This window comes from Larkinella soli (assembly GCF_003703975.1).
Lineage (GTDB): Bacteria > Bacteroidota > Bacteroidia > Cytophagales > Spirosomataceae > Larkinella > Larkinella soli.
In genome coordinates, this window is record NZ_QTJY01000011.1 from 193,468 (window position 1) to 218,016 (window position 24,549).

The following is a 24,549-nucleotide window of genomic DNA, read 5'->3' on the forward strand; positions in this document are numbered from 1 at the left end:
AAGAACCGCTTAATTAAGGCCTTTCCGGGCACCGCCGGAGGCCTCTTCCCCGGCGGCCATTTTAACGGCTTCGTACAGGTTCACGACGGCTCCGGTGCGGGAAAGCTCCGAGAAATCGACCAGTTGTTTGGATTCGGGCCGCAGCACCTTCGTCCGGTATACGGTCGCCGACTGCTGAATGATCCGCTTCAGGTCCGCGTAGGTCAGTCGGGGAAAGTAAGACTTCAGCACGGCCGCGATGCCGGTAACGACCGGGGCGGCCATACTCGTTCCGCTCAGGTTTTCATACTGGTTGCCCGGCGTCGTCGAGTAGATTCCAAGACCCGGGGCAAAGACGTCGACCGATTTGCGGCCGTAGTTGGAGAACGGAGCGACCAGATTTTCACCCTCTTTCGAGGCAATGGCCCCCACGGTGATCAGGTTCGGGATGGGCGTTCCGTCCAGGTACTTGTCGGAGGGATAGCTGGCGGTCGTGTCGAGGAACTTGCTGTCGTTGCCGGCGGCATGGACCAGCAGAACGCCCTTCGAGAGCGCGTATTTCATGGCATCCTCCACGGCTTTGCGCTGGGGAGAATAATCCTTCCCGAAACTCATATTGATGATCTGGGCGCCGTTGTTGGCGGCATACCGGATGGCGTTGGCCACGTCCTTGTCCCGTTCGTCGCCGTCCGGAACGGCCCGGATGGCCATGATCTGCACCTGATCCGCAACGCCTTTCACGCCCACCTCATTCGTGCGGTCGGCGGCTATGATCCCGGCCACATGGGTACCGTGCAGAGGGTCCGGACCCGAAATGTCCGGGTTACCGTAGTTGTTGTCGTTCAGATCGTCCGGCTTGTCGCCGACGATGTTCCGGCTGTCGTATTCCGGATTGTAGGCGTATTCGGCCCGGGCTTTCAGTTCCTCCATGCCCCGCTTCAGTTCGTTCTGAACGTCGTCGGCGTCCCCGTAGCCCTGCGGAGCCATCAGTTCATAGAGCAGGGCGGCCTGGCGCTTGACCAGCGCGTCGCCGGCCGTCGGGTTTTTCAGGATGTTGGTATCGAGTTTCGAAACGCCCAGCGCCTGCTTCAGGGCCGCCACGACGGTTTGAAACTGGCCGTAGAAGCTGCTGATCGACTGGTACTGTTCCTGGTATTCCTGCCGTTTCTTCTGAACTTCGGCTTTGGTTTTCACAAACAGGTCGTATTCCTTCTGCTGGGCGGGTTTCAGGTCCGCACGCTTTCTGCCCTCATACAGGGCCTTCAGACGCACATACTGGCGGGTCACTTCGGCGGTTTCGTACTGCACGTTGCGGCCGTCCCTGCCTCCGATAAAGTTCCAGCCGTGAATGTCGTCCACATACCCGTTTTTATCGTCGTCGATGCCGTTGCCCGGAATCTCTTTCGGGTTGGTCCACAGAACGCGCTTCAGGTCTTCATGGGTCGAGTCGATGCCTCCGTCGATGACCGCCACCACCACCGGCGTGGGTTTGCGGCTGCTCAGCAGTTCGCGGTAGGTACGATCCGTGCTGATCCCGACGACGGTATCGGCTTTCAAATCCAGATGGAACCACTGTTTGGCGGACTGAGCCTGACCGCCGGCCGCTGCAAAGGCAAAAAGGGAGATAACGCCGAGAAAGCGAATTGCAGTTTTCTTAAAAGACATATAAAATTTGGTTAGCGGATTGCCGGAAAATTCTACAAAGAAGACAATAAAATACCAGATTTAGTTTAAACGAATAACTTATAGGTAACATTTTAACAATCCTTAACCAACCCATCAGATGGCACAGAAAAAATTCATGCTTTCGGAGGAAGACATACCTACCCGCTGGTACAATATCGTGGCCGATATGCCCAACAAACCGCTGCCTCCGCTCCATCCGGGCACGAAACAGCCGATCAGGCCGGAAATGCTGGCCCCGCTCTTCCCGATGGAACTGATTAAACAGGAAGTTTCCACGGAAAAGTGGATCGACATTCCGGACGAGGTCCGGGAGGTGTATAAAATCTGGCGACCCACCCCTCTCTACCGGGCCCACGGTCTGGAAAAGCTATTGGATACACCCGCCAGAATCTATTATAAATACGAGGGCGTCAGTCCGGCCGGCTCCCACAAACCGAACACGGCCGTTCCGCAGGTTTATTATAACAAGCAGGAGGGCATCCGGCGCATCACCACCGAAACCGGGGCCGGGCAGTGGGGCAGCGCGCTGAGCTTCGCCTGCCAGCTATTCGGCATCGAGTGTGAGGTATACATGGTCCGGGCCAGCTACGACGGCAAACCGTACCGCAAGATCATGATGAACACCTGGGGGGCGTCGGTGTATCCCTCTCCCTCCGACCGCACGGCCGCCGGGCGGAAGATTCTGGCCCAGGACCCCGGTTCACCGGGCAGTCTGGGCATCGCCATCTCGGAAGCCGTCGAACTGGCGTTTCAGTCGGAAGACACGCGCTACGCCCTCGGCTCGGTGCTGAACCACGTGCTGATGCACCAGACCGTGATCGGGCTGGAAGCCGTCTGGCAGTTGGAGCAGGCCGGCGATTTCCCGGACATCGTGGTGGCTCCTTTCGGGGGCGGGTCCAACTTTGCGGGCATCTGCTTCCCCTTCCTTCGTTACAATCTGGAGGAGGGAAAATCCATCCGCTGCATCGCGGCCGAGCCGGCTTCCTGCCCGAAGCTGACGCGCGGGGTGTTCCGGTATGATCTGGGCGATACGGTCGGCATGACGCCCCTGCTGCCGATGTACACCCTGGGCCACAACTTTATCCCGGCCCCCATCCACGCGGGCGGCCTGCGTTACCACGGCGCGGGAGCCATCGTCAGCCAGCTGCTGAAAGACGGGCTGATCGAGGCCCAGGCGTTCAAACAGCTCGAATGTTTCGAAGCCGGGATCCGGTTTGCGCAGACGGAAGGCATCATTCCGGCACCGGAAGCTACCCACGCCATCGCCACGGTGATCCGGGAAGCCGAGCGGGCCAGAGAAGAGGGAACCGCCAAAACCATCCTGTTCAACCTCTGCGGCCACGGGCACTTCGACATGGGGGCCTACGAGCAGTACCTGTCCGGCAAACTGGTCGAGCATGAGGTCACGCAGGAAGAGATTCTCGAATCGCTGGCCGAACTGGATACGCCGACCATCCCTTAAAAGGAAGACAAAACGGTTTCATCGTCGGCCGGGCGGGATACCCGGCCGACGAAAAATGTAAACAATCCCAGATAAGACCCACCGGACCGATTGTACTTTCCTCCGGAATTTCATCACTTCTTACCCTAATCTTTGAAAAATACCGATACTCGCCGGAATATTAAAATAGAATAATGATAATTTTCTGAATCACATCTCCCAATTTTGAGTTGTATTATCAATGTGTTTTGGACAATAACAGGATTCCAATACCATCTATAGTATGACTACCAGTAAACGTTCTTCCCGAAGAGATCCTGACGTCGTGTTGATCGGGGCCGGCATCATGAGCGCCACGCTCGGCCTGCTCCTGAAAGAACTGGACCCGGATCTGACGATTGAAATATTTGAACGGCTGGATGTGCTGGCCGCCGAGAGTTCCGATGCCTGGAACAACGCCGGAACCGGCCACTCCGCCTTCTGCGAACTGAACTATACGCCCCAGAATCCCGACGGTTCCGTAGACATCTCGAAAGCCGTGAAGATCGCGGAGTCGTTCGAGGTCTCCAAAGAGTTCTGGGCCTTCCTGGTGGAACGGAATATTATCTCCAATCCGCAAAGTTTCATCCGGGACATCCCGCACATGAGCTTCGTCTGGGGGGAAGAGAACGTCGACTACCTGAGAAAGCGCCACGAGGCCCTGCTGACGAACCACCTCTTCCACGGGATGCAGTATACCGAAGACCGGAACCAGCTGAACGACTGGATTCCGCTGGTGATGGAAGGCCGGGATCCGGAACAGAAAGTGGCGGCCACCCGGATGGAAATCGGGACGGACGTCAATTTCGGCGCCCTGACCCGCGCCCTGTTCGATTATCTCGCCCGCCAGGAAGGGGTTCAGCTTCATCTGGCCCACGAGGTACGGGATCTGGAAAAGAAACCGAACGGGAAATGGCGAATTACGGTCAAAAACTGGGCGACCCGCAAAAAACGGACGCTCTGCACCAGCTTCGTTTTCATCGGCGCGGGCGGAGGCTCTCTGCCGCTGCTCGAAAAATCCGACATCGAGGAAGGCAAGGGCTTCGGCGGCTTCCCGGTCAGCGGGCAATGGCTGGTCTGCACCAATCCTGAGGTGATCGAACGCCACCAGGCGAAAGTATACGGAAAAGCCGCCGTGGGGTCTCCCCCGATGTCGGTCCCGCACCTCGATACCCGCATGATCGAAGGAAAGAAGGCGCTGCTTTTCGGACCCTATGCCGGTTTTTCGACCAAGTTCCTGAAAAACGGCTCCTACATGGACCTGCCGCTTTCCATCAAGATTAACAACATCATCCCGATGATGGCCGCGGGCCTGCATAACCTTCCGCTGACGAAGTACCTGATCGATCAGGTGCGGCAGTCGCCGGAAGACCGGCTGGAAGCCCTGCGGGATTACCTGCCGACGGCCCGGCTCGAAGACTGGGACCTGGAAACGGCCGGTCAGCGCGTTCAGGTGATCAAGAAAGACCCCGAAGAAGGCGGTGTGCTGGAATTCGGCACGGAGGTGGTGAGTGCCGCCGACGGCTCGATTGCGGCCCTGCTGGGGGCTTCCCCGGGAGCCTCCACCTCGGTTTCGATCATGCTCGACCTGCTCCGGCGCTGCTTCAGAGACCGGATCGACTCGCCCGAATGGCAGAACCGGCTGCGGGAGATGATCCCGTCGTTTGGAAAGTCCTTGGCCGCGGATCCCGCGTTGGCCGAACAAACCCGGGCCTACACCAGCGACGTGCTCCATCTGAACACCTCCGTTACGGTTTAAACCTTCTTTAATAGAAAACAAAAAAGGGTCGGCAGTTTGCCGACCCTTTTTTGCATCACCGGTTATTGCGGACCCCGGCGGCCGTTCCCGCCCTGCCCGGAGTTCTGTCGGTCTCCGCCGAAGCGGGGCTGTATCTGCGGGCGGCCCTGGCTCTGCTCCCGGCGCTCCTGCTGCATACGCGGCTGGTAGGATTCCCGGTTGCCTTCAAAGCTCGGCCGGCCGCGTTCGCGGTATTGCTCCGGCATCCGGGGCTGGTAGGATTCCCGGCCACCGGGCCGGCCTTCCGGCTGCGGACTCATTTCCGGGCGGCTCCGGCGCTCCGGCATCGAAAAGGGCGAATTCTCGCGTTCGACCCTTCTTTCCGTGCCGGGAAAACCGCTGCCCGGCGAATAACTTTCATTTCCCCGGTTCAACGGCGCGTTACCGGGATTGAACCGGTCGTTGCCCCGGTTGGTGGACGGGCTGCCCGGTTCGAAGCCGCCCCGTTCGTTCGGGTTGTAGGAGCGCTCGTTCCGGCGGTTGAACCGGTCGGCATCGTAGGAATTAGGGCCGGGGCGGTTTCCGTTGGGCAACGGACGTTCATTCGAATAACTGCCCCGGTTGTCGGAATTGAAACCGTCATAGCGGCCCGAACCGTTGCGACGGTCGGCATAGCCGTCCGGGCGGGAATTACCGCCGGAGTTGCTGCGGTAGCTCAGCCGCTCCTGTCTCCTGAGATCTTCGGACCGGTAAACCGGAACGCGGCTGCGGGAATACCGTTCGATTTCGTTACGCTGCGGGCCGTAGAAATAGGTCCGGTTGTTATACCGGTACACGTTGTTGATGATTGTCGTCTGGTGATAGACGTTGACCACCCGGGTCCGGGGTACGCAGTAGCTGTACAGCCGGGGGCTGGTGAAATAGCCCTGAGGCACAAACACCCAGTGCCGGGAAGGAATATTGATATTGATGTTGATGTTCACCCCCGGCCCGAGCGGTGCCCAGCCGTAGTAACCGCCCCCCGACCGCCAGCAAACCCAGGCCGGTCCCCATTCCGTACCCGGCACCCAGACCCAGCCGTAATAATCATCGAAAAGCCAGCGGCCGTAGTGGAACGGTGCCCAGCCCCAGGGGTAATCGGAAACCCAGGTGTTGCCGTACTCGGTAACGGCCCAGTGACCGCTTGTGGCATACGGTTGAAAATCATCCTCTACCTGGGGAACCCACACCCGCCCGTATTCCGGATTGTCCATCCAGCGGCCGTAGGGAGCCAGTTCATCGTAAAAGGTATCCGGTGAAACGTAATCGTCCGGCTGAGCCACGAGGGTTGCGGGCAGGGCCAGCAAGAGCGTGAAGAAAAGCAATAAGCCTAAAAACCCTGTCTTTCGTGTCGTATTCATGGCCCGGCGGAGGTTAAATGGTTGGGATTGCCTTCTTTAGACTACTCACAAAGACAAAGGTTTAATTTATAAAAAAGAACTTAAGAAAAGGTGACTCTTTGGTTGGTTTGACGTCCTATCGATAATTATCGAACAGAAATTTTAGGAAAAACTCAACCAAACCAGCCATTTCATCATGCCGAAAAAATTCCCGGTCAGCACTCTTTTTACCCTTTTCGCTCTAATGGCTGCGTCATCCTGTCAGGACGCCGAGCACTCCAATACCAATCAACCCAACCCTTGGCCTTCTAATCAGATAACCATTGCCGAGGCTAAACAGTATTTTTTTCAACAACTGGCAGGTGTCGGTTTGCGCAAACCAAAAAAGAAAAACCGAAAGACCCTCTGGGACAAAGCTGTTAACCAGAAAGACCAGAGGGGTCGAGACGTCGTATCTGTCCCCCTTGTATATGATTTGGGCCAGGACCTGATGCTCCAGGGCTTTCAACGCCTGCTGGTTTGGAAGGACAATGGTCAAACCCAGTCGGTTGTGCTCGAAGTGCTGGGCCGCCCCGATTACCTACAAAAAAATAATTTCCATTTAAATGACTTCGACTTCACAGGGCTCGTTTTCCTGCGGGACTGGGATGATACCCTTCTTGCGGGCTGGGCGTATGAGAATGGTCGCAAACAGGGCCCTATCGTATTAGAGAGTGACAAGCAGACCCAAAATCGGCAGGGGCGTGTGGCCGGCTGTGACTACCGCCAGTACCTGGCGCTGATCGGCTATGTGGGCAGCGGCTGCCCCATCAGTATGGTGCAGGCGGCTCAGTTGGGTGGAGCCGGCAGTGTGGGCGGCAGCGGCTCGGCGGGCTCGGGCTACGTCAACGGGCCGGTGTTCTTTCCGACGGGCGACGAGAAGATTGCCCTGGCGCGGGGCGTTTGCGGGTCGGTGGATCCGGTCTACCGCTATGAGGGGGTGCAGTCGGAAGTCTGTTCACCGGGCACGCTGGTGATGCCGGCTAAAGGGGGCGGTTATGCCAGTTACGGAGGAGCGAGTAATATTGACAGTTACTACAACTATATGGCCCAACGCAGTCCGGCCATCACCTTCAGCGATGCCGAGAAGCTGGTGATTCAGGAGTTCTCGACAATTCTGCCCTTTCGGATCGTTAGCTTGGTAAGTTCGGCGGAAAGCGGTAAGCCTGATGGGACAAAAGCGTTTATTTTAAGCCCAGAAGTTCAGCGAATTTACCCAAGATTTTCGGAATTGATAAAAAGCTTGCCAGCTTTTGTAGATAATGATTCAAAAGTTCGTGATGCCCTAGTTGCCTACTGCAATTTGCCTTATTCTAAAATAAAGCCATTACTAAAATTTAGTAGGGGCCCCGAAATACAAGTGGTTGATTTGTACGCCCAGGAAAAACAAAAGCTATATGGTAACTGCATATGTCAAGGCCCATCTTCTCCAAATATAATGCAAGTTGATATTAGGTATGTTAAAGGCTTGGAGCAAGCATCCCTTTTAAGTACTCGACAAGCGACCGCATTTTTGCTAGCAGTGGTTGTACTTCACGAGTTTGTTCATTATAACCGATCAGTAAATAATTTTCCTGAGTACGGTTATGATTTTGGATTTGGCTTAGAAAGAGATGCCTTTGGTGTCACTATTGCGAAAGATAATGCTGGAAAATTTTATTATAGACTTTATCAAAAGAAATGAAAAATGGAACGAGCATATCAACCCTTTAAAAACCAAAAAATTAGATGGTATTTACCATTCTTATTTTTCTTTTTTAGCAATTGCCGGGACACCTCCCGTTCAGCTGGCCATCACCAAGAAAATCTATCCAAATCTGATACTTTAGAATTACTTCAGACCATGCTGAATGACAAGAAGCTGGACTCATTATTGTCTTTTGCTTTTAAAGGTAAACCGCTTAAAATCGTTAGGAATGAAATTATCCAGAAAGACTACCGCCTTATATTTAATGACATCCCTGTCCAATTTTCAAATATCGATTCAACTTCTGAAGAACTTTTTGACTGGACCCGCCCCAAATTTTTCACCCAAGTGCGTTATTTAAAAATCTTGAAGGGAGAGCATGCCGAAATTTCCATGAGCTGGAAAGGAATTGGTCTGTTAAGTCGGTACAAATTTAAAAAAAATTATCAAGGCCGTTGGCAGATAACTGAACGGCATTTCGGCCGATTTAAGTAAACTTCCTTTTCCTTTAAACTAAGCAATTCAAATTGAGGGCAATTTTAAAATTTGAATTTTTTAAGTTGTAAAATCCTAAATGGCCCAGGAGGATTTTACGGGATGAAATTTTTATTTTAGCTGATCACTGGGTTGGAAAATATACCTTAAGGCTATTCCAAACCCGCGAATTGCCCGTCAACCATCGCAGAAACCCGTACTCGAAAATCACGGTGAGCGGGATCACCGTCAGGTTTTTGAGGAAAAAGACAATCGGCATACCGGTCGATTCCGGGTGGAGTAAACCCCGCTCCCGGAGAGCGTCCAGCATCACCCGGTTTTCCGAAACCATCGAGATCAGCTGGTTCATGGCCCAGGCCGTCAGGGCGAACCATAGCAGATTACCGATCATTTCGGGCCAGCACCGGGCCCACTGATTGTTGACGGTGGCCCAAAGGCCGCTCCACTTCCAATCCACCGGTTGAAACCAGCCGGTAACGACGGCAACCCCGTTCCGGAAATTCCCATCGCCCAGAATGATCAGCAGCGTTAGCACCCGCGCCGATTCGACCACGACCTCCAGCCCCCAGTAAACCGGACCCGGTATTGGGCCGGCGGCCTTCATCTGGGCGGCACGGCCCACGGCCGAAATCAGCATCAGTCCCGAAATGGCTGCCCCATGGGCCAGCCAGAACCTGAAAGCCCAGCGCATAAGCCGGGCCGAAAGCAGACGTTTCATGGCTCAATAGAATATAGGGTTCCTTCTTATTCAGCTATTTTCCGTTTCACCAGCCGGCGATCCGCCCACTGGATCAGCATCAGCAAGCCGAGGGCAAACAACACCGGATAGCGGTAATGGAAAACTGCCCGCAGGGTCTCCCGGAAATCATCTCTGCCGAAAATTGCCTGAAGACCCAAAGCCGCCCCGATCATCAGCAGGATGCCGGCCGCCACATACCCGTATGCCCTGCGTTCCTGCCGGGCCAGGTCCTGTTCCTGAATCCGCCGGACGACCCGGGCCGAAAAGCCGTAGGACAGGCCGGTTGCCGGTTCGGTCGCCAGGGCATCGAACAATTGCCGATACAGACGAAACGATTCGTCATCCGGGTCGGGGGCGAAGGGCGGGGTTCCGTTCAGGCCTTCAAACCAGGCCTGCCATTCTTCGTCACTTCGATTTTCTAAGGCCATCGTTCGCTTTGCTGATATCTTTGAAGGGCTTCCTTCAATAATTTACGGGCTCTGAACAGATAGTTTTTAACGGTCCCTTCGGGAAGGGAGGTAACGGCTCCGATTTCTTCATACGACAGCTCCTCCAGGTGGTAGAGGGTCAGGATGGTGCGGTAATGGACCGGAAGTCTGGCGATTTCTTCCTGCATGAACCGTTGCCGGTCCTGGCGCACGAGCCGCTCCTCCGGGTTGGCCTGACCGGCGTCCTCCAGACGATCCGCCAGGGGTTCGGACAGGGGATCGGCAGGCCGCCGGGCGGTTTTCTTCCGGTGGTTGAGGGCCGTCCGGTAGGCGATGGTAGCAATCCAGGTCGACAGTTTCGACTCGCCCCCAAACTCCCCCAGATGCTTATGGACCTGAATGAATACCTCCTGACACAGATCCTCGACGTCTTCCGGCTGCTGAACGATCCGGCCCACCATATGCGCCACCAGACGCTGATACTGCTCGACCAGGTGCCGGAAAGCACGCAGGTCGCCCTGCAGGATACGGCGGATCAGGACCTGTTCATCGTTCATTGCTCCATGAGACAACGGCCCCATATCGAAGGTTGCAGCGAGTCGACTGCAACCTTTCGGCCGGCCGGGTTGTCTCATGGCTAAAAATCGTAAAATCATGGGAGAAGACCAGTATGGGATCCAGGGCGCCTATGTCATCCTTTCCATCTCTTTCGGATTGTATCTGCTGATCAGACCGGTAACGACCTACCTGCTGAGACGGCGGCTGATCGAGCTGGGGCAGTGGAACGAACAGATTCACCGGGAGCTGGGGCGGTATGCCGGGAACACCACCGAAAACCTCAAATGGGGGCTGATCCTGTTATTTACCGGGTTGGGTCTGATCCTCAACGAATTCCTGCCGTATTCCTATTACCGGTCCTCTCTCCCCTACGGCGTCATTGCCGTGGCGGCTTCGCTCGGCTTTCTGCTCTATTACCTCATCGTCGTCAACCGTTCCAAAACCGTCTGAACAAGGATATGAGCCCCTCTTCCGTCTTCTCCCCCGAACGCACCCTCCAGGGGTTATCGATGCTGATCGCCCCCCTGCTGTTTACGATTTCGTCCTTTTTCATCAGCCCCGGCCCTTACGGGGAGTACGGCACGACGGGCGGTACGCTCATCGTGCTGGGCAGCGTGTTCTGGATTCCGGCGTTCATGGGTCTCTTCGACCGGGTGAGGACTGCCCTTCCGCGGTATGCGGCCTGGGGGCTGCTCATCGCGGTGTACGGTTGCATCGCCGGCAGTAATTTCGGCCTGCGTGGGGTCTATGCCGAAGCGTTCGGTCTGTCCCATGCGCGGGTGCTGGAGGAGTCGGCGGCCCATCCGCTCTCCTTCAACCTGACCCTGTACTGGGGCGGACCGCTTTTTCCGCTCAGCCTGCTCGTCCTGGGCATCCAGCTGATCCGGACCCGGACGGCCCCGATCTGGGTGGGAGTCCTGATCTGCCTGGAAGGCGTCCTGTTTCCCCTCAGCCGGATTGGCCGCCATCCGGTTCTGGCCCACCTGTCGGACCTGATGATCTTAATCCCGATGGTATATCTGGGATTCCATTCCCTTCTCCTATCTTCGTCCCCGAAAACCAATCCCGGGAACGAATGAAATCAGGACTGCTGCTCCTCAGCCTGTTCAGTTTTGCGCTTACCCTTACCGCCCAGCCGCAACCGGTGACACGCCTGCCGCTGAATGTGCTTTCTTTCAACATCCGGTACAACAACCCGCAGGACGGCGTCAACGCATGGCCGAACCGGAAGGAACTGGCGGCCAAAGTGTTCACGGATTATAACGTCGATTTTGCCGGGTTGCAGGAGGCCCTGGCCGGCCAGATCGCCGACCTCCAGGACCAGCTTCCCGCCTACGGCTGGATTGGCGTCGGGCGGGACGACGGGAAATTTAAGGGGGAGTTTTCACCGATCTTCTACAACAAACAGAAATTCAGCCTCGACAAACAGGGTACGTTCTGGCTTTCCGAGACCCCGGAGGTTCCGGGCAGCAAACACTGGGATGCGGCCATTACGCGGGTGGCAACCTACGGTATTTTCAGCGACATCCGCACCGGCAAGAAACTGTTTGTGATCAACACCCATTTCGATCATATCGGTGAGCAGGCCCGTCAGAACAGCGCGAAACTTCTGATCCGAAAGATCCGGGAACTGAACGAAGGGCTGCCGGTGGTGCTGACGGGCGACTTCAACACCCCCGAAAACGCCCCCTCCATCCAGACCCTGACCGGCGACGCCGACTTCAAACTGAATAATACCGAACGGGTTTCCGAGAATGCGCACACCGGCGGCAACAGCACCTTCAACGGCTTCAAAACCGACCAGCGAGGACCCGTCATCGACTTCGTGTTCGTCGGGCCGGGACTGAAGGTGGAGCGGCATGATTACCTGCCCATCATGAAAGAGGAAGTGTTCGTTTCGGACCACTGGCCCGTTCTGACCCGCCTTTCCCTCGCGCTTACCAACCCCTAACGAACCTATCTCCGTGTAACCAAAACCGGCCGGTCTGCCTGCCCGGTGGAGGGAAAAGTTTTCCATTTGCCAAAACGGTTCCTATTTTTGCCGGATGCGGATGACCCCGATGCTTTAATCTTCTCTTTCCATTGTCCCTCCGGCAATCGCCTTTTTTCGGGCACAAAATTCCATTGTCTTTTTTTAAAGTCATGTAACCGTCTCCATTCGACATCCGGGTTGGGAACGGCTACTCATTCCGGACCATTCAGATCATGAAAACAGGGTTAACTCTGCAGCAAATCGAGCAATTCATCCAGGACGGTTTCGTCCGTATCGACCACGCCTTTTCCGAACCCCTGGCCCGCGAAGCCCGGGCCATTCTCTGGCGCGACACCGGCTGCGACCCCGACGATCCGGCCACCTGGACCCGGCCGGTCATTCGGCTGGGGATGTATTCCGACCCTCCCTTTCTCGCAGCCGCCCAAACGGAAATTCTGCAGGCGGCTTTCGACCAGCTGGCGGGCCCACGCCGATGGATTCCCTGCCGGAGTATGGGTTCGTTCCCGGTCCGGTTTCCTTTGCGGGAGGAAACCGGCGATACCGGCTGGCACGTCGACGCCAGTTTTGCGGGCGACGACCCGACCGGCTTCCTGGAGTGGCGTGTCAACTGGCGGTCGAAAGGCCGGGGGCTGCTGATGCTGTTTCTGTTTTCGGACACCTCGGAACGGGATGCCCCGACCCGCCTGAGGATCGGGTCGCATCAGGACGTGGCCCGGCTATTGAAGCCGTATGGGGAAGCCGGTCTGTCCTTTATGGAACTGGCCGGAAAGCTCCCCGAACTTCCGGAACGGCTGGAAACCCGGGCGGTCGGGAAAGCGGGCACGGTGTACCTCTGCCATCCGTTTCTGGTCCATGCCGCCCAGCCGCACTCCGGTACCGAACCCCGGTTTCTGGCGCAGCCTCCCCTGCTGCTGAGACGGGATTTTGATATGGGGGGTTCGGAAACCGGCATTTCGCCGGTGGAGGAGGCCATTCTTAGAGCCAGTTCTTCTGCCTGAAGATCAATAACGTAACCAGCGAAGAAACGACGATGGCGCCCAGAGCGATGGGATACCCGTAATGCCAGGAAAGCTCGGGCATATTCGTGAAGTTCATCCCCCAGATGCTGGCCAGCAGCGTCGGCGGCAGGAAAACCAGCGACACTACGGTGAAAATCTTCACGATGCGGTTCTGTTCGAGGTCGATCAAACCGAGAAAGGTATTCTGGAGAAATTCCAGCCGTTCGAAGATGAAGTTCGTGTGGTCGATCAGGGAATTGATGTCCTTGATCAGGGTCCGCAGGCGCTGCTGCTCTTCCTCCGTAAACCAGCCGTCGCTGCGGATCATGGCCGAAATTACCCGCTGCTTATCGACGACGTTTTCGCGGATGGACATGGTCAGCTCCTGGTAATCGTTGATTTTCAGCAGCATCTCCTTATCCAGTTTGGCATCCAGGTCGAGGTGGCGGTTGATGGCCTTGATTTCCTGGGAAACCATCTCGATCAGGTCGGCATCGTAGTCGATGCGGGATTCGAAGATGAAGATCAAAATCTGGGCGCCGTCGCTGAACACCGCCCGGCGGGATTTGATGCGTTTGACCGTATCGGCAAAGGATTTCAGGTCGGCGTTCCGATAGGTGAACAGGGTGTCGTCCTTGAGCATGAAGCTGACCGGAACGTTGAGGTATCCGTCCGGCTGCTCCTTATCCGGGATCAGAAAGTTGGAGTTGGCGATCAGAAATTCGTCTTCCTCGATGTACCGCGAACTGCTTTCGATTTCCAGCTGCTCCTGCTGCGACTGAAAATTGACGTCGAACTTGTCTTCCACGCTCTTGATTTCCTCCCGCGACGGGTTCTGAAGATCGACCCAGAGCGTGCGCTCCGTGTCGGAGAAGGAGTCGATATCCCTTACCTTGCGAACGGCGGTTTCGTCGAGCTGAAAAATGCGGATCATACGTTCAGGATCAATGAGCGGTTGCTGGTTTCGGGTGCAAAGGTCATCAAAAACGGGTTTCCGTGGGAGGCTAAATTGTAAAATGTCGAATGCCGGGCAGAAAAGCCCTCCCCGGCATTCAATCATTTCTTTTCTATCCTGCGCTGCCGATCAGAACTATTCACCAAAACGCATAGCCAGCGAGGACCACCCCCCAACCCCCTCCTTGGTAAGGAGGGGGGGCTCGGCCCTGTTTGTCATCCCGACTCTTTGGTCATCCCAAGGAACGAGGGATCTCGTGCTTCGGCGCTCACAGTAACCGGTTATCGAGCTTCAGGATCCCTCCTGCGTCGGGATGACAAACCGCTTCCCCAAACAACCTCTTAAAGGGAGTGCTCTGCCACTTTTCAAAACCGGCGAAGCCCCCCTCCTTAGCAAGGTGGGGCCGGACCGGCGCTCCGGCTGTGGTGTGGTCTCCGGGTGCTGAAGGAAGTTTGTGGCTACGCATATCCCCTCTACCTAAGCGCCGAAGCACAGGATACCACGTTCCCGGGATGACAATAACAGGCGAAAAACTAAACTCCTCAACCCCTAAACCCCAAAAATCCCTCACTCAATCATTCAACAATTCACCAATTCAACAATTCCCTACTTCCCCGTCTGCTCCTGACCGTACTTTTCCCGGTAAATGTTGTACAGGCGTTTGTGCTTATCGTCGAGGTTAATGGTACGACCCTGAATATAAGCCTGTTCGACGACATTGGTGCGCATGTCGAGCAGGTCGCCTTTGGAAACCACGAGCGTGGCGTGTTTGCCCTTTTCGAGTGTCCCGACCTGTTTGTCGATGCCCATGATGCCGGCGGTATTGGACGTGATCATCTTCAGGGCCTCCTCCTTATCCAGACCGCCGAAGCCGGCGGCCGTACCGGCCAGGAAAGGCAGATTCCGGGTGCGCCACCACTCCTCGGCATAGCTGAGAGCCACCTTGACGCCGGCCTTGTGCAGGATGGAAGGCAGCCGGTACGGTCGGTCTACCTCTTCGTCCTGCCGGTTGGGCAGCCGGTGCAGGGGATTCAGAATGACGGGGATGTTGTTTTCCTTCAGGAAATCGACCACCCGGGCGGCATCGTCGCCCCCCACGATGACCGGCTTCCGAACGCCCATCTGTTTCGCAAACTTGACGGCCTCGATGATGTCCTTGCCGTAGTCGGCCCGGATGTAGAGGCATCGGGAGCCGTCGAACAGGCCCTTCATGGCTTCGAACCGCAGGTTGGCCGTCGCCGGTTTTTTGAGTTCGGAATAGGCTTTGGCATCGCCGAAGGTGGCCGTCAGGACGTTGATTCCGTCCTGCCGCCGTTCGTTCTTTTTGAGGGTAACCCCAAAGTTCTCGAAATCGAAATCCCGGGAAAAATAACCGGGCCAGTTCAGCCAGATGCCGTCGTCGGCTTTCAGAACGGCGTCTTCCCAGTTCCAGCCGTCGGTCTGCATCACCGACGAACTGCCGGAAATCACCCCGCCCTGGGGCATGGCCTGCGTCAGCAGAATCCCGTTGTTTCGGATGGTCGGAATGATTTCGGAATCGGTGTTGTAGGCGATCAGCGCCCGAATGTTGGGGTTCAGATAACCCACCTCCTGAAAATCGAGCGTCGCCCGCACCGAGGCCACTTCCTGCAGCCCGACCGTCGAGGCCGGGGAAATCAGGCCGGGGTAAATGTGCTTCCCGGCCACCTCGATCACCTGCGCGCCGTTGGTGGGGGTGTTGGCATCGCCGACGGCGGTAATGACCCCCTTGTCGAAAACGATGATGCCGTTCGGGATGACCTGGCCGTTGCCCACGTGGATGGTGGCGCCCGAAAGGGCAATCGGGCGGGCCTGAGGACGCGACGGAGCCGGGTTCTGGGCCGACACCGACAGGGCGATGCCCAGCAGACCGGCGATGGAAATCAGTATCTTTTTCATGAGTCGCTCCTTACTTTTTTTCCTCCATTTTTTCTTCACCCTCGGCCATCATGCCTTCGACGTCTTCGCAGTGCCACATCCGCTGCCGGCGGAAAACCGGCTTCTGGGTCTGGGCTCCGCCTGCCTTGGCCGAAAGCATTTTCTGGATCAGCCGGGCGCGTTCTTCCTGAAGCTGGTCCCGCTTGCGGTCTTCCTCCTGAAGGTCGAAATAGACGGCACCGTCGATGATGGTTTTCTCGGGCCGGGCGTAGATGGAGAGCGGGTTGTTGTTCCAGAGAACAAGATCGGCGTCCTTGCCGGCCCGGATGCTGCCCAGGCGGTTGTCGAGGTGCAGAAGCCGGGCCGGGTTCAGCGTAACCATCTTCCAGGCGTCCTCCTCCGTCATCCCGCCGTATTCGACGGTTTTGGCGGCCTCCTGATTCAGACGGCGGGCCATTTCGGCATCGTCCGAATTGATCGAAACCGTCACCCCGGCTTTGTGCATCAGGGCCGCGTTGTACGGAATGGCGTCTTTCACCTCCATTTTGTAGGCCCACCAGTCGGCGAACGACGAGCCGCCGGCCCCGTGCCGGGCCATCTTGTCGGCCAGTTTGTAACCTTCCAGAATGTGCGTGAAGGTGTTGACTTTAAAGCCCAGCGAATCGGCCACCTTCATCAGCATATTGATCTCCGACTGCACGTAACTATGGCAGGTGATGAAGCGTTTTTTGTTCAGGATTTCGGCCAGGGCTTCCAGTTCGATGTCCCGACGGGGCGGGGAAGCCTTTGCCTTCTCTTTGACATTCAGAGCGTTATAGGCTTTCCAGGTGTTGTCATATTCCCGCGCCCGGGTAAAGTGATCGTAGTAAACCTGCTCGACGCCCATCCGGGACTGCGGGAACCGAATCCGTACCGCATCGCCCCAGTTGGCCTGCTTCACGTTTTCGCCCAGGGCAAATTTGATAAAGCCGTCGGCGCCGTTGAGAAGCATTTCCTGCGGGGAAGCGCCCCATTTCAGCTTCACGATGGCCGACTGTCCGCCGATGGAGTTGGCCGAGCCGTGCAGCAGCTGTGAGGTGGTCACCCCTCCGGCGAGCTGCCGGTAGATGTTGATGTCGTCGGAATCGATGACGTCGGCCATCCGGACCTCCGCCGAACTGGTCTGCCCCCCCTCGTTGATCGAGAACAGGGCGATGTGCGAGTGTTCGTCGATGATGCCGTTGGTCAGGTGTTTGCCCGTTCCGTCGAGGACTCTGGCGCCGGCAGGAGCCGGCAGCCCGCGGCCCACCTGGGCGATTTTGCCGTTCTGCACCAGCACGTCCGCATTCTGAAGTACGCCTTCCTTTTCGTTAGTCCAGACCGTCGCGTTCCGGATCAGGAGCGTCTGCGCCTTCGGTTTTTCGACATTTCCCATGCCGACGAACGGATAAATCACTTTTCCGTACCGGACCGGTGCTTTGCGGGCGGTGTCGGCGGCCGGGCGGGCCGGATCGGCGGCCGTTTCGGTCCGGGTGGCGATCCATTTGACGGTTTTTCCGTCCGGCAGATCGCCGTCGCCCCGGAAAGTGTTGCCTTCCCGGTATCCGCTCAGCCGGGTGGTGCCGGTCGCCTGCTTATCCAGCTGCACCTGAATGGAAATCAGATCATTATTGACTGATACTTTCGGCGTCATTCTGGCGGAGTCGGCCGTGATCTGGTAGTCGAATTTGCCGGGTTTGCCGCCGATAATCAGCTTCAGGTTGCTGCGGTCGCCGATGGTCAGGGTATAGGTTCCGCGCAGGTCTGGGGCATTTTTGTCGGTATACAGGTACTGAGCACCCCGGACCCAGTTCTCCAGAATGATATTTTCGGGCGAAAAGAGGTTGTCGGAGGTGATGAGAAAGTTCGCCAGCAGACCGGGTTTCAGGCTCCCGACCTCGTTGTCGATCTTCAGCATTTTGGCCGGAATGGTCGTCAGGGCCGCCAGCGCCTGCTGTTCGGTCAACCCGTAGTCGATGGTTTTCCGGAGGTTGGGCCAGAACTCGCTGCGGCTTTTCAGGCCGGCCGAGGTCAGCGCGAACGGGATGCCGGCTTTGGCGAGCAGCGACGGGTTGGCCGGAGCCATCTCCCAGTGTTTCAGTTCGGCAAGGGTAACGTTGTCGGCATCCCAGGCGTCCTCCACGTCGTAGGCCTGCGGGAAGTTCAGCGGCACGATCAGCGCGGCCCCGGTGGCCTTGATTTCGTCGATGCGCTGGTATTCGTCACCGGCGCCTTTGATGATGTACTGAATGCCGAACTCGTCGCCGATTTTGTCCGCCCGCAGGACGCCCAGTTTATCGGATACCTCGAAGACGGAGGGCAGGTTCTGAAGCTGGTTGAAAGCTTCCAGCGAGAGGTTGGCCTCGGTTTTTCCGATGGTCTTCCGGTACCAGTCGGCGTCGAAATAGGTCTGCCGAAGCAGCGCCACCGACCCCATGAGCGAGTTTGGGTAGGCCTGGCCGGAGCTGCCCTTACTGAAGGAATAATGGGCGGACACCCGATTGCGGATCACCACGTTGTTTTCGCGCTCATCGGCCAGCGTCACGAACACCGAGTTGCCCCGGGCGATGCCGTCGTGATGATGCGTCACCACCGCTCCGAAGCCCAGCCGCCGGAGTTCGTTGGATTGAGCCGGGTTGGTCTTGAACAGCAGGCCGGCATCGGCTTCCGACTGGATGGCCTGGTTCCAGTTGTAGGCCCCTTTCCGGGCCGACTCATACTGCGGGGCCGCCCGGAAGTTGTTCGGAGCCCGCTGCACGGCCGGCATCCCGTAATCCGATTCGATGTCGACCAGCGCCGGATAGATGCGTTTGCCTTTCAGATCGGCCACGACCGCCCCGGAAGGAAGGGAAACGGTTTTGCCCACGGCCTCGATGCGCCCGTTGCGGATCAGCAGGGTGGCATTTTCAAGGGTCGTCTGCGGGTCAACGATGATCGTTGCATTGGTAAAGGCATAGAGGCCCGGCCGTTCGTCGTAGACGCCGTTCCGGGGAAACGTGACCTGCGCCCGGCCGGCCTGGATCATACCGGCCGCCAGCAGCGCGGTCAGAAGGAGTTTCCTCATGAAAGAGACGGAGTTGATGGATGGAGACAATTTTACAAAAATAAGAAATCGGTCACATCGCTGACAGAACAACCAAATACAATTTTGGCCTTTCCGTTAATTCATGAAAAAAGGCTAATTTTATCGGCGGATTTTATCGGTTCTATTCCTCTTTATCGCTTTTCTGATTCATGCCTCTTTTCGTTTCCATCCGACAAATGCTGACCACCGCCGGGTTGCTGGCCGTCGTCTCCACCGTCGAAGCCCAGACCACCGTCTCCCAGGCCACCCGCGACGCTTTCAATCAGGTGCATCTGACGATTCCAAATTACGACCTGTCGGCCATGTATACGATTGCGGGCCCGGAAGGCCGGGTGATCGGCAGCCCGTATCTGGATTCCAGCTTCGCCAAAACGACGGTCACTTTCTACCGGGACATGGCGAAACCGGGGAGCAAACCCCTGACGGAGATCATCGACGCTCCGGTGCGGTATAATCTGGCGGGCAATGAACTGGAGTTCCGGATCGATCCGAAAACCGTCAAGGCCATCAGCGGGGAGCAGGTTCGTCAGATGAAAACCGAACGGAACGGCCGGCCGGTGGTATACGTCAACGCCAGGGAGTTCGGCCCTTCCGCCGAACCGAAAGCCCTGCTCGAACAGCTGGCCGACGGCCGCCTGAAGCTGCTGGTCCACCATAAAATATTCGTCAAGAAACCGACCTACAACGTGGCCATGAGCGTCGGGTCGAAGGATACGGAACTGATTCAGGAAACGCAGTATTACGTCAGCGACGGGAAGAATCTCACCAGACTTTCCCCATCCCGCAAGGGCCTGCTGGCGCTGATGAAGGAAAGGGAAACCGAAATGGAAGCCTGGCTGAAAGCCAAAAAACCGGATTATAAAAACCCGGAAGACCTGGCCGGAGTGTTTCAGTATTATAATGGGTTATGAGCGGCAATTCGGTGAAGTTGGTAGGGATAGGCGTTAAATTTCTTACCTTTGCGCTTTCTGATACCAGACCTGATTGCAAGTGTCTTCCATCCTTCGAATTGCGTTACAAAAGTCCGGCCGGCTAAGCGAAGATTCCTACCAGCTTTTTAAGGAATGCGGCATCCGCTTCGACTACGGCACCGGTAAGCTTAAATCCGTTTCGTCGAACTTCCCCGCCGAATTTCTGTTCCTGCGCGACGACGACATCCCCGGTTATGTCGAAGACGGCGTGGCCGATCTCGGCATCGTCGGCGAAAACGTGGCCGTCGAAACCGCCCGCAACGTCCTGACCGTCCACCGGCTCGGCTTTTCGAAGTGCCGGCTTTCGCTGGCCATCCCGCGCGGAGCCGCCTGGAACGGGATTCAGGACCTGAACGGCAAGAACATCGCCACCTCCTACCCCCGCCTGCTGGGCAACTACCTGCGGGAACAGGGCATCTCCGCCGAAATCCACGAAATCAGCGGCTCGGTAGAGATCGCACCGGGCATCGGGCTGGCCGAAGCCATTTGCGACATCGTCAGTTCCGGCAGCACCCTGCTGAGCAACGGCCTGAAGGAGGTGGAGGTCATCTTTCGCTCGGAAGCCATTCTGATCGCGAGCGCCACGCTGGTGCCCGAGAAGCAGGAACTGCTCGACAAGCTGCTGTTCCGGATCAAAGCCGTTCAGGCCGCCAAAAACAATAAATACATCGTTCTGAATGCGCCGAACGATTCGCTCGGCCGGATTACGTCCCTCCTGCCGGGCATGAAAAGCCCGACCGTCACCCCGCTGGCGACGGAAGGCTGGAGTTCGGTCCATTCGGTCATCAACGAGAACGATTTCTGGGAGAATATCGAAGCCATCCGGGCCGCCGGAGCCCAGGGGATTCTGGTGATTCCGATCGAGAAAATGATCTATTGACATGCAGATTATTTCTTTTCCACCCCGCAGCCGGTGGCCGGAACTGCTGGCCCGTCCGGTCCAGTCTACGGCGGCCATTGAAAAGGTCGTCGCCCCGATCCTCGAACAGGTGCGCAGCGGGGGCGACGAAGCCCTGTACGAGCTGGCCCTTCGCTTCGACGGGCTGGATCTTCGTCAGGAAGGTTTCCAGGTCCCTTCTTCCGAAATCTCCCTGCCTGAAGACCTGAAAACGGCCATCCGGCAGGCCTATAGCAACATCCGCACCTTTCACGAAGCGCAGCGGCAGCCGGTCGAGAAGATCGAAACCATGCCGGGGGTGACCTGCTGGCGCCGGAGCGTCGGCATCGAGAAGGTAGGCTTGTATATTCCGGGGGGAACCGCCCCCCTCTTCAGTACGGTGCTGATGCTCGGCATCCCGGCCCAACTGGCGGGCTGTCGGGAGATTGTGCTCTGTACGCCCGGCAACCACCCGGCCATTCTTTATGCGGCCCAGCTGGTGGGCGTTACGAAAATCTTCCGCATCGGCGGGGCACAGGCCATTGCCGCCATGGCCTATGGGACTGAATCCGTGCCGCAGGTGTATAAGATTTTCGGACCCGGCAATCAGTACGTGACCTCCGCCAAGATGCTTGTGGCGAAGGAGGGCGTCGCCATCGATATGCCGGCCGGGCCCTCCGAGGTAGCGGTTTATGCCGACGACACGGCCGTTCCGGCCTTTGTGGCCGCCGACCTGCTTTCCCAGGCCGAACACGGGTCGGACAGCCAGGTGCTGCTGGTGACGACGAGCCGCAGGCTGGTGTCTACGGTCAACCTGGCCCTGACCAGCCAGCTCGAAAACCTGCCTCGCCGGGATCTGGCGGCCAAAGCCATCGAAAACAGCCGGGCCATTCTGGTAGAGACGACCGACGAAGCCGTCGACCTGCTCAATGCCTATGCGGCCGAGCACCTGATCCTGAGCGTCGAGAACCCGGAGGAAGTGGCTGAGCGCATTACCAACGCCGGATCGATCTTTCTGGGCAACTACACGCCCGAATCGGCCGGCGACTACGCTTCCGGCACGAACCATACACTGCCGACCAATGGTTTCGCCCGGGCCTACAGCGGGGTTTCGCTGGACAGCTTCGTCAAGAAGATAACCGTTCAGCAGATTTCAAAGGAAGGCATTCGCGCCCTCGGACCTACCATCGAGGCCATGGCCGAAGCCGAATCGCTCCTGGCCCACAAACGCGCCGTCAGCCTGCGGCTGGCGAGTCTGAACTGAATTTGTGCGTAGTTGATTATATTGCGGAAAACAGTATGACGATGAGCCAGCTTTTGATCGAAATAAATTCACCAGAGGACGAGGCTATTCTGCTTTCCCTCCTTCCGAAGCTAAACGGTCGGGTCCTTGAAAAAAGAGAAACGGCTAAACGGTCTCTAAGTGAGGTTCTGAATGAATTATCAATTAGTGGAATTGCTGAAAAATACGGTGATCCTTCGGAATGGCAGCGGGAAACCCGGAAAGATCGGCCTTTACCCGGACGTGAAGAATGATTTTAGACAGTAATGTGATTATTTACTCGATTCTTCCGAAATATGATTCTTTAAGAAAATTTCTGAAAGAAAACGAGTCGATTCTGAAGGTGTCCTCCATAACACGTATCGAAACGCTTGGATTTCACCGACTTACACCGGATGAGAAGGTGAAGTTTGAAGGATTTTTTCAAATCGTTCCTGACATAACTATTTCTGAAGCCGTCATTCAGGAAGCCATCCGGCTCAGGCAGCAACGGAAACGCTCGACGGGTGACGCCATCATCGCGGCAACGGCCCTCCTGCACCACCTTCCCCTGCTGACCAACAACGCCGGTGATTTTACCGACATCCCCGGCCTGAATGTCATCCCGTTACAGTCGGTCCTTTAATTGCCATTACACCTATGTTTCAGTTAGATACCGTTCTCCGTTCCCACATCCGGTCCCTGACGCCCTACTCCTCCGCCCGCGACGAGTATACGGGCAAGGAGGGCATTTTTCTGGATGCCAACGAAAATGCCTACGGCTCCGTCACGACCGAAGCCTATAACCGCTACCCGGACCCGCACCAGCAGGCCATCAAGGAGCGGCTGGCGCCGATCAAGGGCGTCCGGCCGGGCCAGATTTTCATCGGGAACGGTTCGGACGAAGCCATCGACCTGCTGGTGCGGGCCACCTGTACCCCCGGTCAGGATTCCATCCTGATTCTGCCGCCCACCTACGGTATGTACGAGGTGAGCGCGGCCATCAACGACGTACCGGTCATCCGGGTGCCGCTGACCCCCGCTTTTCAGATCGACGTGCCGGCGGTGCAGGCCGCGGTGCAGCCCCATACCAAACTGCTGTTCGTCTGCTCCCCCAACAACCCCACGGGCAATCTGATCCACCGAAACGATATTCTAACGCTGTTAGATTCATTTGACGGCCTGGTTATCGTGGACGAAGCCTATATCGACTTTGCTGATAGCCAGTCTTTTATCGCTCTGCTGGATCAATATTCCAACCTGGTGGTGCTTCAGACCTTCTCGAAAGCCTGGGGACTGGCGGCCCTGCGTTCGGGAATGGCTTTTGCCTCCGAGGAACTGATCCGTATCCTGGACAAGATCAAACCGCCTTACAACATCAGCGGCCCTACCCAGCAGCTGCTTCTTCAGGCGCTGGAAAACGTGTCCGGCAAAAACGAAATGGTGGACCGCACGCTGGCCCGGCGTGAAGAATTAATCGGCAACCTGCTCAATTTGCCGCTGGTTCGGCACGTTTATCCCTCGGATGCCAATTTCCTCCTCGTAAAATTCGACGATCCCAGGGCCATTTTCGATTACCTCATCAGCCGGCAGATCATCGTCCGCGACCGTCATCGGGTCAGGCTGTGCGAAGGCTGCCTGCGGATTACCGTCGGAACCGGGCAGGAAAACGAGCAGCTTCTGTCCATGCTGAAGGCCTTTTATGAAACCGTGACCATTGGTGCCTGACCGAGGTCCAACCCATTAAAAAGTATGAAACGATTGCTCCTCCGGGCCGCCCTCCTGCCCCTCATTGCGCTATTCTTTTCCTTATCGGCCCGGGCCCAGACCAATAACTGGGCCGTAGGTTTCCGGATCGGTGAACCTGCCGGTCTGAATGTGCGGAAATATTTCGGCGAGAACCAGGCCTTCGACGTAAATATCGGCACCTACGGCGGGGTTTACGGCACCCGCCGGGATTATCGGAGAGGTCGGTACAGAAATGTCGGGCTCAGCATTCAGGGGCATTACCTCTGGCACGGCGGTATCGGCAAATCCCAGACGCTGCATTATTACTACGGCTTCGGCGGACAGATCAACCGCCGGGCGTACTTCCCCGACCGGAATATCAACGAATCCGTGCCGGAAACCTCGCTGGGCGGCTCCGGCGTGGCCGGGCTGGAATACTTTATGCCGAACAAACCGTTTTCCATTTTTCTGGAAACCGGCCTGTACGTCGAGGTGCTGCCGTCCCCCTTTTTCTTCGGCCTCCAGTCCGGGCTGGGCGTTCGGCTGAACCTGTAGGAAG

Annotated in this window: 23 protein-coding genes; 15 read left to right on the top strand and 8 right to left on the bottom strand. The window is 57.0% G+C overall.

What is annotated here, in order from left to right:
• Positions 1 to 9: 9 nt before the first annotated feature.
• Positions 10 to 1,644 (bottom strand): S8 family peptidase, encoded by a 1,635-nt coding sequence (locus tag DX909_RS19420; RefSeq protein WP_128546871.1) that lies wholly within the window; start codon positions 1,642 to 1,644, stop codon positions 10 to 12.
• Between the two features lie 118 nt (positions 1,645 to 1,762).
• Between DX909_RS19420 and DX909_RS19425 the strand changes: the two genes are divergently transcribed.
• Together DX909_RS19425 and DX909_RS19430 are read left to right on the top strand one after the other, a co-directional pair.
• The gene (locus DX909_RS19425; RefSeq protein WP_128546872.1) at positions 1,763 to 3,127 is read left to right on the top strand and encodes a TrpB-like pyridoxal phosphate-dependent enzyme; all 1,365 of its coding nucleotides are present in this window, start codon (positions 1,763 to 1,765) and stop codon (positions 3,125 to 3,127) included.
• Between the two features lie 262 nt (positions 3,128 to 3,389).
• Positions 3,390 to 4,904, top strand: a complete 1,515-nt coding sequence (locus tag DX909_RS19430) for a malate:quinone oxidoreductase (RefSeq protein ID WP_128546873.1) — start codon at positions 3,390 to 3,392, stop codon at positions 4,902 to 4,904.
• Between the two features lie 62 nt (positions 4,905 to 4,966).
• On the opposite strand, the gene DX909_RS19435 is transcribed toward DX909_RS19430, so the two are convergent.
• Entirely contained in the window at positions 4,967 to 6,283 is a 1,317-nt protein-coding gene (locus tag DX909_RS19435; protein WP_128546874.1) for a DUF6600 domain-containing protein, read from the bottom strand.
• Between the two features lie 175 nt (positions 6,284 to 6,458).
• On the opposite strand from DX909_RS19435, the gene DX909_RS19440 reads away from it, so the two are divergent.
• A complete protein-coding gene (locus tag DX909_RS19440; protein ID WP_128546875.1) occupies positions 6,459 to 7,985 on the top strand; it encodes a hypothetical protein in 1,527 nt (508 codons plus the stop codon).
• A 3-nt stretch (positions 7,986 to 7,988) separates the two neighbouring features.
• Positions 7,989 to 8,483 carry a hypothetical protein gene (locus DX909_RS19445; protein WP_128546876.1) on the top strand — a complete coding sequence of 165 codons (495 nt, stop codon included), beginning with the start codon at positions 7,989 to 7,991 and terminating at the stop codon, positions 8,481 to 8,483.
• A gap of 124 nt (positions 8,484 to 8,607) precedes the next feature.
• Here the strand turns inward: DX909_RS19445 and DX909_RS19450 are convergent, their stop codons facing one another.
• Genes DX909_RS19450 through DX909_RS19460 form a run of 3 tightly spaced genes read right to left on the bottom strand, consistent with a single transcriptional unit; the run spans position 8,608 to position 10,207 of the window.
• Complete coding sequence (locus DX909_RS19450; protein ID WP_128546877.1) at positions 8,608 to 9,201, bottom strand: hypothetical protein; 594 nt, start codon at positions 9,199 to 9,201, stop codon at positions 8,608 to 8,610.
• Between the two features lie 26 nt (positions 9,202 to 9,227).
• Positions 9,228 to 9,650, bottom strand: coding sequence for a hypothetical protein (locus DX909_RS19455; protein WP_128546878.1), 423 nt, complete (start codon positions 9,648 to 9,650; stop codon positions 9,228 to 9,230).
• Positions 9,641 to 10,207 carry an RNA polymerase sigma factor gene (locus DX909_RS19460; RefSeq protein WP_128546879.1) on the bottom strand — a complete coding sequence of 189 codons (567 nt, stop codon included), beginning with the start codon at positions 10,205 to 10,207 and terminating at the stop codon, positions 9,641 to 9,643. The genes DX909_RS19455 and DX909_RS19460 overlap by 10 nt, the downstream gene beginning before the upstream one ends.
• Before the next feature lie 97 nt (positions 10,208 to 10,304).
• Here DX909_RS19460 and DX909_RS19465 point away from each other — a divergent pair, with 97 nt between their 5' ends.
• The 4 genes from DX909_RS19465 to DX909_RS19480 all read left to right on the top strand — a co-directional run bounded on the left by DX909_RS19465 (position 10,305) and on the right by DX909_RS19480 (position 13,199).
• Positions 10,305 to 10,658: a hypothetical protein gene (locus tag DX909_RS19465; protein WP_164851344.1), complete on the top strand. Its 354-nt coding sequence runs from the start codon at positions 10,305 to 10,307 to the stop codon at positions 10,656 to 10,658.
• An 8-nt stretch (positions 10,659 to 10,666) separates the two neighbouring features.
• A complete protein-coding gene (locus tag DX909_RS19470; RefSeq protein WP_128546881.1) occupies positions 10,667 to 11,287 on the top strand; it encodes a hypothetical protein in 621 nt (206 codons plus the stop codon).
• On the top strand, positions 11,284 to 12,159 hold the full coding sequence (locus tag DX909_RS19475; RefSeq protein ID WP_128546882.1) for an endonuclease/exonuclease/phosphatase family protein: 876 nt from the start codon (positions 11,284 to 11,286) through the stop codon (positions 12,157 to 12,159). Before DX909_RS19470 ends, DX909_RS19475 begins: the two co-directional genes overlap by 4 nt.
• A gap of 254 nt (positions 12,160 to 12,413) precedes the next feature.
• A complete protein-coding gene (locus tag DX909_RS19480) occupies positions 12,414 to 13,199 on the top strand; it encodes a phytanoyl-CoA dioxygenase family protein (protein ID WP_128546883.1) in 786 nt (261 codons plus the stop codon).
• Here the strand turns inward: DX909_RS19480 and corA are convergent.
• The 3 genes from corA to DX909_RS19495 all read right to left on the bottom strand — a co-directional run bounded on the left by corA (position 13,177) and on the right by DX909_RS19495 (position 19,132).
• Complete coding sequence (corA, locus tag DX909_RS19485; RefSeq protein WP_128546884.1) at positions 13,177 to 14,133, bottom strand: magnesium/cobalt transporter CorA; 957 nt, start codon at positions 14,131 to 14,133, stop codon at positions 13,177 to 13,179. The genes DX909_RS19480 and corA overlap by 23 nt on opposite strands.
• Positions 14,134 to 14,760: 627 nt before the next feature.
• A complete protein-coding gene (locus DX909_RS19490) occupies positions 14,761 to 16,071 on the bottom strand; it encodes an amidohydrolase family protein (protein ID WP_128546885.1) in 1,311 nt (436 codons plus the stop codon).
• A 10-nt stretch (positions 16,072 to 16,081) separates the two neighbouring features.
• Positions 16,082 to 19,132, bottom strand: a complete 3,051-nt coding sequence (locus tag DX909_RS19495) for an amidohydrolase family protein (RefSeq protein ID WP_128546886.1) — start codon at positions 19,130 to 19,132, stop codon at positions 16,082 to 16,084.
• Positions 19,133 to 19,302: 170 nt separating this feature from the next.
• On the opposite strand from DX909_RS19495, the gene DX909_RS19500 reads away from it, so the two are divergent.
• The 7 genes from DX909_RS19500 to DX909_RS19530 all read left to right on the top strand — a co-directional run bounded on the left by DX909_RS19500 (position 19,303) and on the right by DX909_RS19530 (position 24,545).
• Positions 19,303 to 20,064 carry a hypothetical protein gene (locus DX909_RS19500; RefSeq protein ID WP_128546887.1) on the top strand — a complete coding sequence of 254 codons (762 nt, stop codon included), beginning with the start codon at positions 19,303 to 19,305 and terminating at the stop codon, positions 20,062 to 20,064.
• 79 nt (positions 20,065 to 20,143) lie between these two features.
• Positions 20,144 to 21,004, top strand: coding sequence for an ATP phosphoribosyltransferase (gene hisG, locus DX909_RS19505; RefSeq protein ID WP_128546888.1), 861 nt, complete (start codon positions 20,144 to 20,146; stop codon positions 21,002 to 21,004).
• A gap of 1 nt (position 21,005) precedes the next feature.
• Positions 21,006 to 22,265, top strand: a complete 1,260-nt coding sequence (gene hisD, locus DX909_RS19510) for a histidinol dehydrogenase (protein ID WP_128546889.1) — start codon at positions 21,006 to 21,008, stop codon at positions 22,263 to 22,265.
• A gap of 41 nt (positions 22,266 to 22,306) precedes the next feature.
• Positions 22,307 to 22,537: a hypothetical protein gene (locus DX909_RS19515; protein ID WP_128546890.1), complete on the top strand. Its 231-nt coding sequence runs from the start codon at positions 22,307 to 22,309 to the stop codon at positions 22,535 to 22,537.
• Positions 22,534 to 22,908 carry a type II toxin-antitoxin system VapC family toxin gene (locus DX909_RS19520; protein WP_128546891.1) on the top strand — a complete coding sequence of 125 codons (375 nt, stop codon included), beginning with the start codon at positions 22,534 to 22,536 and terminating at the stop codon, positions 22,906 to 22,908. Before DX909_RS19515 ends, DX909_RS19520 begins: the two co-directional genes overlap by 4 nt.
• A gap of 14 nt (positions 22,909 to 22,922) precedes the next feature.
• The gene (hisC, locus tag DX909_RS19525; RefSeq protein ID WP_128546892.1) at positions 22,923 to 23,990 is read left to right on the top strand and encodes a histidinol-phosphate transaminase; all 1,068 of its coding nucleotides are present in this window, start codon (positions 22,923 to 22,925) and stop codon (positions 23,988 to 23,990) included.
• 24 nt (positions 23,991 to 24,014) lie between these two features.
• Positions 24,015 to 24,545 (top strand): hypothetical protein, encoded by a 531-nt coding sequence (locus tag DX909_RS19530; RefSeq protein ID WP_128546893.1) that lies wholly within the window; start codon positions 24,015 to 24,017, stop codon positions 24,543 to 24,545.
• Positions 24,546 to 24,549: the final 4 nt, after the last annotated feature.